The organism is Segatella copri (assembly GCF_026015625.1).
GTDB lineage: Bacteria > Bacteroidota > Bacteroidia > Bacteroidales > Bacteroidaceae > Prevotella > Prevotella copri_H.
In genome coordinates this window covers 3475396-3490054 of record NZ_JAPDVG010000001.1, presented here as the reverse complement: position 1 = coordinate 3490054, position 14659 = coordinate 3475396, and the positions used below count along the sequence as shown (strand labels likewise).

Below are 14659 nucleotides of genomic sequence, written 5' to 3'. Positions count from 1 at the left end.
AGATATCTCAACTTTTATCCCTATTTTCTTTTAGAATACTCAAAACTATCTACATCCACATATCCGCCAGCAGCCTTTGTGGCATAGTTGTAGATGGCGATGCGGGTACCCATGAAGAGGCGGCGATAATCATACTGCATCTTGAAATCCTTGATGGCAGGAATCCAGGTCTTTCCATCTATACTATATAATAAGGTGGCGAGATCCTGATGAAGACGGAAATCGCAACTCATCTTCAGATAGATGATGCTTGATTTCGTTGCCTTATCCTGCTTCAGATTCAAAGGCTGGCGATACACCTCCTCACGCTTCACATCGGTCACCGCCTTCTCCTTATCCGTCAGGGCTACACTCTCCTTGGTACCCACCACAAAGAGTTTCTTGCCTTCCTTTACGATAGAAAGCAGGGCTGCATCACCCTGGAAGGCAGACAAGCCAGCCACATCGCCATCTTTCATCTTGCTCACATCCATCTTGATAATTCCCTCGCAGGTTGGTCCTTCGGTACGGGTACTGATGGTATTTGGAGCCAGGAAGATGTTAGGAACAATACGGGATGTCTTCAGGCGGAGCCAGCCCTTGCACTCTGTGAGCGACCAGGCATCATCCACAGGATTGTGGTTCCACTGCCACTGTAATTCCAACTTATCCTTCGAAAAGTCATCACTATACACGAGTCCCTTACCGTCATATCCCAATACAGGCTTTTGCATCTTGGCAGGAATATTGCCCTTCTCATCGCCCAGCATAGGCCATCCATCCTTCCAGGTACATGGCTCCAAAGTGAGAACTCTTCCCACACCACCACGATCTTGGAATACAATACCATACCAGTTGCCTTCCTTATCATCAATGATTGTGCCTTGTCCTACACCATTAAATCCAGCAAACTCCGTTTCCAGAATCACCTTCTTTTCGTAAGGACCCGTTATCTTATCAGCACGATAACAAACTTCACGACGAGGATGTCCCTGTGGCCACGAAATCATCAGGAGATAATACTTGCCGTTGTGCTTGATCATGCGGGAACCTTCGAGCAAACCCGTTTCATCAGCATCACGCTCAAAGAGTTTACGATGGCTGCCCGGCACCACTTCCGTAAGGTCTGCATTCAGCTGCACCATCTCTCCCGTTCCATAAACCACGTATGCCTTATCGTCGTCATCGAAGAAGAGAGCGGCATCATGGAAATGCTGCAAACGGCTGTGGATAGTCCATTTGCCCTCGATATCATCGGCTGTACAGATATAAGTTTCTCCACCTGGATTATCGTTCGGAGCAAAGAGCGCATAGAACTTGCCACGATGATACTGCAGCGAAGTGGCCCACTGACCACGACCATACACCGTACCCTCCTTCATGTCATACTTAGGCGAATCGGTAAGTTTAGGGAAGATATAGTTCACGGTTTCCCAGTTCACCAGATCCTTCGATTTCATGATAGGCGCACCCGGCATCAGATGCATGGTGGTGCTTACCATATAATAAGAATCTCCTACTCGAATTACATCCACGTCAGGCACATCAGCCCAAACCACTGGATTGGCAAAATTCTTCTCAAACTTCCACCAGTCGAAATTGAAGAGTTTGCTTCCCTTCAATCCCTTGAACACGAAGTATATATCATGCTTTCCTGTCACTTTCTTTAGCATTTGTGCCGAGAAAGTCTTCCACTTTTCCCAGCCACCCGTCTTGGTAACATCAAGTTTAGCTATCAGTTCGCCATCTTCCTTATCGAGATGAACCTCCAGCGAACCTCCAAGCGAAGAGCACGCCGCTGAGATGGCAAATGCATCCGGACTCTCATTTCCGAAATCCACCTCGCGTACCTTGATATAATCACCTGTATGAATTTCAGAGATATAAACACCCGTATCATCGGTCTGCTCCGACTTCACTCCCTTAGAGAAAGCGATGGTTTCAACCTCCTGACGCTTGTAAGGATTGAGGGTTGCGATAGGAGCCACTCCTTCCTGAGTATGATGGATAATTGGGAATGTGCCGTCGGCATTGTATTTGAATTCTTCCACAGCCACACTGCGTCCGAATCCGCCACCCAGTTTACCCGTATGATAGAAGAAATAAGACTTGCCCTTGAAGTCGGTCACACCGCAATGGTTAGTAAAGGAACCCGTATCTTCCAATGGCATGATTTCGCCCATATACTTCCATGGTCCGAAAGGCTTCTTGCTCATGGAATAAGCGATATGCTCAGGCACTCCACCTGCAGCATAAAGCATATAATAGTTCTTGCCACGCTTCATGAACCAAGGTCCCTCTGTGTAGCAATCTTTATATTTTCGGGTAGAATCACGCTTCTCCACGTCAGGCGAACCGAATCCCTCCTCAGTCATCACGATTCTGCCCACTTCACGCTTTTTATCAACAGCAGCCTTAGCATCTATACCACCCTTGAAGCTGATCATATCTTTATTCAGTTTGGCATAGTAAAGATGTGGATTACCCCAATAGAGATAAGCCTGACCATCCTCATCCATCCAGACGGTAGGGTCGATATTGTCCCAACTTCCATTATCGAAAAGCGGTTTGCCCAGCGCATCCTTGAACGGACCGGTAGGAGAATCAGCCACAGCTACGCCGATAGCCATTCCACCCGTCAGTTTAGAGTGCGCACAGATATACCAGTAATACTTACCATTACGTTCGATGGTCTGTGCTGCCCAGGCACGGTCATCCGCCCAAGAAAAAGAACTGAGGTCGAGCGGAGCCCCGTGGTCTGTCCAGTTCACCATATCTTTGGTAGAATAGACACGCCATTCGTTCATCCAGAAGAAATCAGCCTTATCTTCATCATGACCGGTATAGACATAGAGACGGTCTCCGACAACCAGAGGTGCCGGGTCGGTAGTTAACTGTGTCTGCACGATAGGATTCTGCGCATAGGCAGCACCCTGCATGGCAAGCAGCCATGCGCTTATCAGTAACGGCTTTCTGAGAGCCAAGATTTTCGTTGTATTCATCATTATGATTGTTTTTTCGTTTAATGCTGCAAAATTACGAAAAAACAATCATAATGACTTTATCGAATGTTTCAAAAACTTTATTGAGTCTATCTTACTCCCCAAACTTCCACCAATCCAGGAAGAAGAGGTTCTGCTTCTGGATGTCGCCTCCCTTAAAGACGAAGTAGAGGTCGTGAACACCCTTTACTTTCTTCACCTGAGTAGAGAAGGTTTTGTATTCATCCTTGGTGTTCTTGATATCCACCTTGCCGATGCACTGGCCGTTTACCCCATCAAGACGGATTTCGATGCTGCCGCCAAACATGTGGCAAGAGGCAGAAACCTCAAACTTTCCTGCTCCCTTCCTGAAGTCAACACCCTTCACGAGGATGTATTTTCCTTCATCAACATTCGTAACCACCTGGTTCCATCTGTCCTTCTGTGCCCATTGGTTCTTAGGCTGCGTCTTCAATCCATAGCCCCAAGCCATCGTCTCAGCCTCAACCTGGCGATAAGGGTTGAACCATTCTATCTGCTCCAACTTGCAGTCCTGGAAGTATGGCAACTCCTGGATGGTTCCGTCAGGATTGTAAGTCATTTCGGCCGCAGATACAGAACGCTGCTCGGCATGACGCCCCGTCTTCAAACGGAAGATGTCATAATTCAAGCCGAAGCAGTAGCTCTTGCCCTTATAGTCGATGATGCCCGGATGATTGCCACGAGTACGAGGCGTATGGTTCATGATATGTCCCTTATATTCCCATGGTCCGAGCGGATTCTTGCTCATCGCATAACCGATGCCCTCAGGACAGCAGGTAGAAGCATAAGCCAGATAATAATTGCCATTGCGCTTCCAGAACCAAGGACCTTCCTGATAATCCTGAATCTTCGGGAAGTGCATGATGGAATCAGAATAAGAAATCATGTCCTCGTTCAGTTTCACTGCCTTCAACTCCGGGTTGCCCCAATACATGTAAGCCTGGTTATCATCATCTACCCATACAGTAGGGTCGATGTCGAACCAGTCGCCCTCCCATGCCAGAGGCTTTCCGATAGGATCCTTAAACGGTCCGTATGGATTATCAGCTACCAGCACTCCGATGCCATGACCATGGATAGGACAATACATATACCATTTGCCATTGCGCTCGATGACCTGCTCTGCCCAGGCACCATTCTCGCCCTTGAACCACTTGAAGTCTTTCAATGAAGCCACGGCACCACGGTCTTGCCAGTTTACCATATCCGTTGAGGTATAGAGCAGCCAGTCTTTCATCAGGAACCCCTCAGCCCCATCCTCATCGTGGGTGGTATAGAGATAAACCGTATCGTTGTACACATAAGGTGCAGGATCGGCAGTATACTTGGTCTGGATGATTGGCAAGTTGATGTTCTGTGCTGTTGCTGCAGTTCCCATGCCAGCCAAAAGCAGGGATAAAATCATTCTGTATCTAGTCATTTTATAATTTATATTAATTATTAGTTGATTAAATTGTTATTTATGGATGCAAAGGTAAGCAAAAAAGCAGAATTCTACTTTTTCATAATTATCAAATACTTTATTTTATGTAACACTTACATCTGTACCTTTACTGCCTTTCCGACATATTCCACCCTCTTGCTTGCCAGCATAGGCTGATAGCCTGCACTGCTATCAGTACTCAACAAGAAAAAAAACACACGGACAAATTGAATTTGTCCGGATTGCCTGTCCGGACGCTCATAACCGCCCAATAATCAACGCATTACAAACAATCGGACAATTTATCCGGACAAATTCAATTTGTCCGTGTTATTTTTTTAGCATGAAATCATAAAGAAATACAAGGATTTCCATCCTGTCAATGAGTTCCCAAATAGAAAACGCTGACTTCAGACCCAAGAAACGGTGAGTTTTAGAGGAGAAAGCTATGAGTTAGGATTTTTAACATAAAGCCTATTTTACCCAATCCAATACAATCGTCTTATCTTCATCAATCATAAAGTTCATACCAATCTTTTCCACGGTTTTGCCTTTTAGGGCAAAAGCATCAGCATAATGCTTGTTGTTGATTTGGTCAAGAGCCTCTTGTGCCGACTTATTAAATTTCAGTTCTATCACATAGATGGTATCCTTTGTTTCCATCGTAATGGCTGTTCTTATACCGAGACTTAAAATCTCTTTTATGAAATATAGGAGTAGAAAAAGAATACTGAAAAAAGAAAGTCGCTGATTATTAGTCCAATACATGATTTTTAACAGTTTTTTCTTTTTCAGACCTTTTTTTTTATGCCATTACTTTATATAATATTTACTATCAAATCGAGTGCCCTCTTTTTCTATCTCCTTCCCAACCATAGAATAGAGCATCTTTCGAATCTCTTTCATATCTATATCAGGAATGCGCTCTGCTATATCAGATATTTTACTCAAAGGATGCACACGGAGATCTTCCATAATTAGTGCCTTAAGAACATGTGGTTCTATAGTCTTCAAACTAGTAACAATGTTAGATTTTGCATTTTTCAGCAAAGTTGTATTGATTTGGAAAAATGATCCTTTCTTGACGCCACCTTTCGTTATCAGATTGCTTTTGTCTAAGTTATCAATATAGCTTCTCAATCGTTCTTCTGCAGATAGCTGGAGGATTTTAGATAAATCAGTTGCGGCAATGCGTTTCTCTCTGGCTATGATACCGAAAGCTATTTTGTTCTTTTGGGAAAGCTGATAATTATGGTCAACATAATCCATCAGGCGAACAACTTCTTTATCCGTAATCTCTGCACTTTGATATACTGTGACTGTGTTGAATGTTGATTCTATCTCAGGTTGTTTCTTTGCTTCAACGGCATCCAACTCATAAATCAAGTCATAGCCAGAGCCCTCACCTTCCATCAATCCAAGTGCAGTCAGTATCTCAATCATATTCGGATTACGTCTGTGCTTAGTATGAAGGATGTTGTCTTTGGTTACACCCAAAGGGAGACCACCAGGATTGGAGATGCTGATATAACCTGGATATACCTTGATTGTGATGTCGTTAGAGATGGTTCTTGAACTATGAGCCAAACTGTTAACAAGCAACTCTCTGATTAAGTTCTCGTTATAATAGCGTACTGTCTTACGGAAGAGTCCATTAGGCATCTCATAGCTATAGGTCAACTCTACAGCCTTGTCCATAATATCTTCCAAAAGTTCTTTCGGATTACGTGTATTGTCACGCCATTCCAATTTGTTGGTTTTGTTCTCCAAGTCATCATATACGATATATTGCACAGTGATAGGATAGCAAATACGGCTACGCTGTTTGGCTGTACCAATCCATAAGACACCAAGATTAGTCATCTTGTTGCCGTCAAGAAGATGGTACTGTTCGCCAATTTCCATATCATCGAGCTGCTTGACATGCTGCTTCACTCTATCAGATTGGCGTATATCATTAGCGAATTTAGAGAGATTCGTCTTATTCTCATCTTCCAATTCAAATCGTGTTGGCACAAGTTCCCATTGGAAAGCTCCTTTCTCTTCTCCTACACGTTGAATATCTTCACTACGCACAGGCTCGCATTTGTCTGCGACACGGATGTACATTTTGCCATCAGAAGTGGTGGCATATGAATGGAGTGAAGGGAATACTGTGATAGCAAAGTACTGGCTGCCAGTTTCGTCTGCACATACGTCGCCTACTGCAAGACCAACATTGAAACAAAGTCCACGCAATCTTGTAACGGCACTATTTGCCTCTTCTTGCGATATAACTTGATTGGAAGCTGGTTTCTTTGTCTTATCTTCCACGCCAATCATAATCTGTCCTCCTTGCGCATTGGCTAAAGCTACACAAGTAGTAGAGAGTTCCTTGAATCCTTTCTCTCCAGTTCGAATCTTTTGCAGACTCTTGTATTCTATCTTTTGTTGCTCTGTATTCATGTTTACTTGTTAATCTTTAAACAGCTACAAAGATAAGCAAAAATCCCGAAACCGCCAAGCGATTTCGGGATTTATTCTGTATAGAACTGTGTACCCAATACCTTGAAGGGAATTTGATCACTCTATCAACGTCTATCAAAGAGTTTATATGATGTAACAAGTAAGAAGAGGATGTGCCAAAAGTCCAAGACACACCCTCTTTTCATATTTACTCAGCTCCTTGATGATTTTCTCAAGTTACTTAATATTCAATAGAAACATCCAGTTTCTTCAAATCCTTATCAGCCGAACTGCTGCCGTAATAAACCTCATACTTTCCTGCCTTGGCACGGACGGTATTGGTTGCAGCATCGAAGAGTTCGAAGTTTCTGCTATCCAGCGTGATGACAGCCTCAGCAGTCTTTCCTGCCTTCACCTCCACTCTCTCGAAAGCCTTCAAGCTCTTCAATGGTCCTTCGGTATCGGCAGGATCCTTCACATACACCTGCACCACCTCGGTTCCATCCTTCTTTCCTACATTGCTTACCGGTACCTTCAGCGTAATCTTTTCTCCCTTCTTCAGGATAGATTTGGAAAGTGTAGCATCGCCAATACGGAAAGATGTGTAGCTCAAGCCATAACCGAATGGGAAGAGCGCATCGTTCATATAACGATAGGTTCTGCCCTTCATGCTGTAATCCTTGAAATCAGGTAACTGCTCTGAATTCTTATAGAACGTAATAGGCAACTTGCCGGCAGGATTGTACTCTCCGAAGAGTACACGAGCCACTGCCTCTCCACCTTCCTGACCAGGATACCAGGCTTGGAGAATGGCATCGCAACTCGCTGTCTCTGGAGTCAAGGCGATAGCCGAACCCGAACAGTTGACAAAGACAACCTTTTTGCCCGCCTCCTTCAAAGCCTTCAGGAAATTGCGCTGGACCTTAGGCAATTCGATGTTGGTGCGGTCACCACCCTTGAAGCCAGAAATCTCGATAGGCATTTCTTCACCTTCCAACTGTGGAGAGATGCCACCTACGAAGACTACTGTCTCGCAATCCTTCAACTGCTTGAGCGAAGCCTGATAGTCGATAGGATTCTCATGCCCGATATTGAACTTCATGTCCGCATTATAGTTAGGCATCTCGTGATAGCGAATCTCTATCTTATACTCCTTGCCCTTCTCGGCTTGGAACTCGATACGACTCTCGGTAGTGCGCCAGATAGAATGCTCTGCCTTCTTCTCACCATTCAGATAAACCTCGTAGTGACCGCAACCAGCCACGTCGAGCAACACCTTGTCTGTCTGCTTAGGACGGAACACGGTTTCATATTTTGCAGAGAAGCCCACCAGCTTCACATTAGGAGCGAAGGAGTGCTGACCATAGGTCGTTACCTGCACAGGATTCTTCTCCTGGGTGATGACAACAGGCTTGCCTTCCATCTTGCGATTGTTCCAGAAAGTGCCCTTAAAGCCCATCTTGCCATCCATGCTACACTGGTCGAAGTAAGAATTCAAAACTTGGTCGTTCACCAAGTCGCATCCATTAAAGGTGACAACCTGGTTTTTCTTCAAACGACTCCTGATACCATCCAGGATGGTAATTGTCTGTCGTGGAGTACCATTATAGTTTCCCCACATCATCGGTTCGTTATCCACATTCGGTCCGATGAAAGCAATCTTCTTTACTTTTTTATTGAGAGGTAATACCTCATTCTTGTTTTGGAGCAGCGTCATGGTCTGCAGAGCCATATCGAGCGAGAGCTGGCGATGCGCCTTACTGCAAAGCACCGATACTGGAATCTTCGACCATGATACAATCTTGTTGTCATCTATCTCGCCCAAATCGAAACGACCTTCGAGCAGACGAATCACATGCTTATCAACTTCTTCTTCAGTCAAGGCACCATACTTCACAGCCTCAGGCACAGACTTATATGCATAATTATATCCACACTCCACATCTGTACCAGCCAGCACGCCCTTGGCAGCCGCATTTCTGGCATTGCTCGAAACCTTATGATTCTCCCAGAAATCAGTAACAGCGCCACAGTCGGAAACTACCAGGTACTTGAATCCCCACTCATCCCTGAGAATCTGCTGCAAAAGGCGGGTGTTGCCGCAGCATGGTTCATCATCCCAACGCTGATAGGCACACATCACCTCACGCACCTTGGCATCCTGCACCAGTGATTTGAAGGCAGGCATATAAGTTTCCCAAAGGTCGCGCGGTGTAACATCGGTAATATTGTCTGTATGGCGAGCCCATTCCGGTCCGCTATGAATTGCATAGTGCTTGGCACAAGCCCAGAGTTTGCGGTATTTCGTATCTTCAGGTCCCTGCAATCCGCGCACCACGGCACATCCCATCCTACTGGTAAGATAAGGATCCTCACCATAGGTTTCCTGTCCACGTCCCCAGCGAGGATCACGGAAGATATTCACGTTTGGAGTCCAGACCGAGAGGGCATGGAAACGGGTTACATCTCCTCCCTTCTGCTGCAGTTCATTCCATTTGGCACGCATCTCATCAGATGTTGCATCAAAGACTCTATACACCATTCTGTCGTTAAACGAAGCTGCCATTCCGATAGGTTCTGGAAAGACGGTTACATCTCCCATGTTCGCCACACCATGCAGTGCCTCGCTCCACCACTGGAATCTCTTGATTCCCAATCGCGGAATAGCCGGCGAATCATCCAGCATCAGAGAAGCTTTCTCTTCCAAAGTGAGACGACCACATAAATCTACCGCTCTCTCATGAGCCGAGAGGGCTGGATTCTGATAAGGCAACTGCTGCGCTGAGGCATTGCCGGAAGACATAGTTACCACAAACATCAAAGCTGCGTATATAACTTTCTTGTTCATTGTAATTACTATTAAGCTATTGGTATATTAAATTGTTATTTGCGCTGCAAAGATAAACAAAAAAGCAGAATACTACTTTATCACAAGTATCAAATACTTTATATGATGTAACACTTACAGCTGTATCTTTACAGCCTTTCCGTCATATTCCACACTCTTGCTTGCCTGCATAGGCTGATCGCCCGCTCCACTATTGGCATCCACCAATACGATATGGAATCTGCGATGCTGGAGCATTCCCTTATAGCTACCCTTGCGTGGAGCGATGCTTAGGGTTCTGCCAGCTTCATTCCAAACAAACTGGATTTCCGAGAATTTACCCTTCTCGTAGTTGTAGTTGTCGCCCTCGTCCTCATAGAGCGTAAACGTTCCATCAGCACCAGGATAAACACGGATTTCCAACTCATCCCAAGGCTTCTCTGAACTATACTGCACTTCAGGACCGAATGGCAGGATGGTACCTGCCTTGATGAATACAGGCATGATGTCGATAGGACAAAGGCGCTGGATATCCTGACCGCCCTCATACTGGGTGTTGCTCCAGAAATCATACCATTTATTACCCTTTGGCAAGTAAACATTCACAGGCGCAGCTGCCTTCCTTACATCAGGATAGATGGTATGGCCCTTCTTCTCCTTATCCTTCCAGGAGTATAAAGGATCGGTTACCGGCTTCACCAGAATGTTGCGGCCGAAGAGATACTCATCGTTCAGGCGGGAAGCCTTCTTGTCTGCCGCATAATCCATTACCAGGGCACGCATCATGCTTCCGCTATTCTGTACACAGTCGCCAGCCGTACTGTAGATATAAGGCAAAAGGCGATAGCGCAGCTTGATGGCCTTAATCATAGCATCATAAGCCCAGTCGCCCTGCTTTCCGAATTCATACAGTTCGCTTACCATCGGCGAAGAACAGTGGTTACGCATCAATGGCATAAAGGTTCCCCACTGCATCCAGCGGGTCTGCAGTTCCTGAATGGCAGGGTTCTTTGGATTCTGTTCAAACTCCCAGTAGAAGAAACCACCCAGGTCGGTGTTCCAGAATGGGATACCGCAGAGCGAGAAGTTCAAGCCCGATGGAATCTGATTCTTCATCTCGTTCCAGGAAGCCAGCACATCACCGCTCCAGCAAATGGTGCCATAATGCTGAATACCGAGACTGCCGCTTCGGGTCATCTGGAGCGAACGCTTTGTGTTGTCCTTCATCGCTCTCTGGTGCTCATAGATGCTCTTGTTGTGCAACAATGGGAAGGCGTTCTTCACGCCCAACCATGAACCATCGAAGGTCTGATAGTTCTCATCGCCCGGCTTCTCAAAATGGTCTGGCTCCGTAGAATCGGTCCACCAGGCATCAAAACCCATCTGGTAGAGATGAGTAAGATACTTCCAGTAGAGGTTGCGCGCCTTTGGATTGAAGACATCGTATGGCATCACGCCACTGTTTCTTGGCCAGGTATCGAAAGGAAGGAGGGCATTCATCTTCTTCAGTTCACGATACTGCTCTGTCCAAGGACCGAAACTTGCCCAGATGGAAATCATCAGATGGGCATCGTTCTTGTGAACATACTTCACCATCTCTTCCGGACTCTTCAGGCGGGGTTCTTCCTGTGCCTTCATCTGCTTCATATCGGTAGGAAGATACTTGGCATAGGCTGGGTCGCCCACCTTATTTATATAATATGGATTCTGGAATTTCATCGCATTCCAGTTGGAGTCGCATCCCCAATACTGCCAGTCCTGCACGATGGCATCAGTAGGAATCTTCAGTTCGCGATACTTGTCCAACACGCCAGCCAGTTCATCACTGGTCTTATAGCGCTCACGGCATTGCCAGAAGCCCATCGCCCATTTCGGGAACATGGTAGCCTGTCCGGTGAGTTCACGGATGCTGGCGATGACTCCATCTTGCGTACCATCCTTATACATGAAATAGTAGTCGGCGCAGGTTCCCACTTCACTGGTAAAGGAAGTGCATGATGGCTGGTTGCCATTATTCTTGGATGCTACGATATCATTGAAATAGGTTTTTCCTGCATTGTCCCAGTAAAGACCATAGCCCTTCTCACTGGTGAAATAAGGGATGGCGATATAAGTATTATTGTTCCAGAGTACGATATTCTGTCTACCACGCTGATTCATGTAAACATCGCGCAACTGTCCCAGACCATAGATGGCCTCGTCATCAGCAAGACGGAAGTCCTGCTCTATACGGTACTTGCCCTTGTTGGCTTCATCCTTGCGAGCTTCCAGACGGGTCTTCGTATCAGTAAGCAGCAGCTTTCCATCCTTCGAAAGAAAGCGGATTTCGCCAGTCTGCTGATTCAGTTCAACGGAAATAAAACTAGAATTGATTTTTACAATATCACCGTTTTCCTGTATTTGAACGCCCTTCATCTGCTGAGGTTTCAAGATGACAGAATAGCTTTTCTTCTGAACAGGAGCACCAAGTCCGGCATCAGATTTCAAGATGCGGACGATGGATGGAGAATAGAATTCGATGGTTACATTCTGCTGAGCCACCTGACGGGTGATAGACTTGGCAGCCACACCTTTCTGGGTGCCTGCCACCTTTACGCTCTTGGCGCTGAGTTCACTTGGAACACCAACGACAGCGATGCCCAAAAGGGCAATGAGAGATAAATTCTTTAGCATACTTTTGTTTATTTTATTAGAGGGTTTATGATTGGGACGCTTCTCGATTGTCAAATCATCATGAATTTATTGTTGCCTGAAATTCCATTTAGAATTATCGCTGTTGAAATCGAAGGGAGCCAAGCCTGGGGTACAGTCGCCGAGTGAAACCAATGCAAGCTTCTCTTCAGTGCCTGGCACTGCCTTAGGCATGATGCGATAGGTGCCATCGGTGAGCTGTTCGATGCGCCAAAGCTGGGCATCTTCACCCGTAAACTCAGGTTTGGCGATGACATCATGCTGAGCGGTTGCGGTAAGATAGCGAGTAGTGCCTTCTATGCAGATTTTATAATAAGGACCACCCAGATAACCACCCTTTCCGGCAGGCATGATACTCCACTTCTGATGAGGACGGAACATATAATCGTTCATTCTTACCTTTACCTCGCCCTTAGGCCATTCTGCCTCTACCTCCTTCAAGGTCTGAGGTTCAATATTCTTCAGAGGCTTGGTTGGCTTGATCCAGAAAGGTTCGATATCCCGCTGCATTCTCACGAAATCTACGGCAATCTCCAGGGCATAGCCTCTTCGTTCCGATTCTATCTCGTAGGTTCCGGCATGAAATTCATCACCAGCCACAGGCCAGTCGTTCTTCCACAACAAAGGACGGATAGCCAACACGCTTCGTCCACCCTGTCTGAAATCAGACTCATAGTGGAACGACATCTTTTCTACACCTTCTTCCTCAATATAGCGTCCGAAGTGACCGGGACCCGTCTTCAGATTGTTGGCTGCAATCACCATCTTTCCACCGCCCTGCAACATCTCTCTGCCCACATTATCTACGTATGGACCGGTTATCTTTCGCGAACGTCCCACCACGATATTGTAGGTAGAATTAGGACCATCGCAACAGGTGCCATGAGTGCCGAGAAGATAATACCAGCCGTTGCGGTAAATCAAATCAGTAGCTTCGCAGTCGATGGCGATATTGACGGGTTCGTTGCCTTCCATCCGCTTACCTGTCTTCGGATCAAGTTCTACCAGACGGATAAATCCGAAATAGGTACCATAGCTGAGCCAGAGTCTGCCGGTAGTAGGGTCGAGCAACAAGCCCGCATCAATGGCATCACAGTCTTCATCATCTAAGGATGAAGCCACCACCACCGGTTCGGTATATTTGAAATCAGGCGATTTCGGATCGAGCGTTTTGTTCCACATCGTCAGGACATCACCGCGATGACTGCCACCCAATCCACCGCCCGTAGCACTGTAGGCTACAAGATAACGGTCGCCAATCTTCAACACATCAGGAGCCGCTCCTCTGCCGGGACGAACAGCACCACCCTGCCAGGTCCAGCCATCCTCCGACCAGAGTCCGCCTTCACCCGTTCCAAAGGTATAATACTTTCCATCACACAGGGCAATGGTAGAAGGATCATGAATGAAAGGTTCGCCCACCTGGGCTTCTGCCTCGTAAGCAGAGGAAGACAACAAGGCAACCAAAGCAGCGGCATAAAGTTTCTGCTGAGCAACAACCGGGCTAAAATATCTGAAAAATATATTGTTCTGTTTCATAACTTTCTTTATTGATTGCACTACTTCACGTGAATAGACAGGTTTCTGACAGGCTTGCCTTGTCCGTCGATGAATCGGACACAGAAGTCACTCATGCCAGGGCCATTGATGACCGCACCACGAAGGATATTCCTACCTTTCTTCAAGGTAAGCTTCTTAGAAACCACATCATCGCGAACCATTCTTCGGTCGCCTTCGAGCATCACCGCCTCCTCACCATTGAGCCACCACATGGAAGCACCATTCGAGCCAACAGACAAGCGGACGTCTTTCATCTCCTCAGGGCAATCGATAATGGTAACCGCCCAGAACAAGACACCATACTTGGACTTCTTAAACGAAGTAGCGAAACGGAAGAGCTTGACATTAAACAGTTTACTATCCAGCGCATGCCATTTCAGTTTTTCCTTGCCCACCTTCACGACGGCTCCATCCTTAGGAACTGTTTCCATCTGTTTAGGGAAATACTGCGTATGGAATATCTCCTTCAGATAAGAATCAGTAAAAACGACATTGCTCTTGACCGGCATAGAGATTGGCTCCAAAAGCAACCATCTCTGAATAAAGCCAGCCGCATTGGGCACGACGGGCTGCTTGCCGACAGGTCCGAAATAAGGATTAATGTCTACAGGTAATTCCTTATTTTGGGCATCCGCAGAGGAATGTCCAAAAAGGAATACACATAAACAAAACAATCTAACTATTTTATTGAAAATGTTGTACATAGACTAT

The 14659-nt window shown here is 46.1% G+C and carries 8 protein-coding genes; all 8 read right to left on the bottom strand.

Annotation, left to right across the window (positions count from 1 at the left end; translation table 11 throughout):
• Positions 1–20 precede the first annotated feature (20 nt).
• Positions 21–2984: a family 43 glycosylhydrolase gene (locus ONT19_RS14485; RefSeq protein WP_437183508.1), complete on the bottom strand. Its 2964-nt coding sequence runs from the start codon at positions 2982–2984 to the stop codon at positions 21–23.
• Positions 2985–3075: 91 nt separating this feature from the next.
• Positions 3076–4407, bottom strand: coding sequence for a glycoside hydrolase family 43 protein (locus tag ONT19_RS14480; RefSeq protein WP_437183510.1), 1332 nt, complete (start codon positions 4405–4407; stop codon positions 3076–3078).
• Positions 4408–4899: 492 nt separating this feature from the next.
• A complete protein-coding gene (locus tag ONT19_RS14475; RefSeq protein WP_234699016.1) occupies positions 4900–5193 on the bottom strand; it encodes a PD-(D/E)XK nuclease domain-containing protein in 294 nt (97 codons plus the stop codon).
• Between the two features lie 45 nt (positions 5194–5238).
• Entirely contained in the window at positions 5239–6870 is a 1632-nt protein-coding gene (locus ONT19_RS14470) for an ATP-binding protein (protein WP_117727172.1), read from the bottom strand.
• Between the two features lie 241 nt (positions 6871–7111).
• A complete protein-coding gene (xyl3A, locus tag ONT19_RS14465) occupies positions 7112–9718 on the bottom strand; it encodes a xylan 1,4-beta-xylosidase (protein WP_264953171.1) in 2607 nt (868 codons plus the stop codon).
• Between the two features lie 114 nt (positions 9719–9832).
• On the bottom strand, positions 9833–12370 hold the full coding sequence (locus tag ONT19_RS14460) for a glycoside hydrolase family 31 protein (RefSeq protein ID WP_264953170.1): 2538 nt from the start codon (positions 12368–12370) through the stop codon (positions 9833–9835).
• Positions 12371–12436: 66 nt separating this feature from the next.
• Positions 12437–13927 (bottom strand): family 43 glycosylhydrolase, encoded by a 1491-nt coding sequence (locus ONT19_RS14455; protein ID WP_264953169.1) that lies wholly within the window; start codon positions 13925–13927, stop codon positions 12437–12439.
• A gap of 20 nt (positions 13928–13947) precedes the next feature.
• Complete coding sequence (locus tag ONT19_RS14450; protein ID WP_264953168.1) at positions 13948–14652, bottom strand: acetylxylan esterase; 705 nt, start codon at positions 14650–14652, stop codon at positions 13948–13950.
• Positions 14653–14659: the final 7 nt, after the last annotated feature.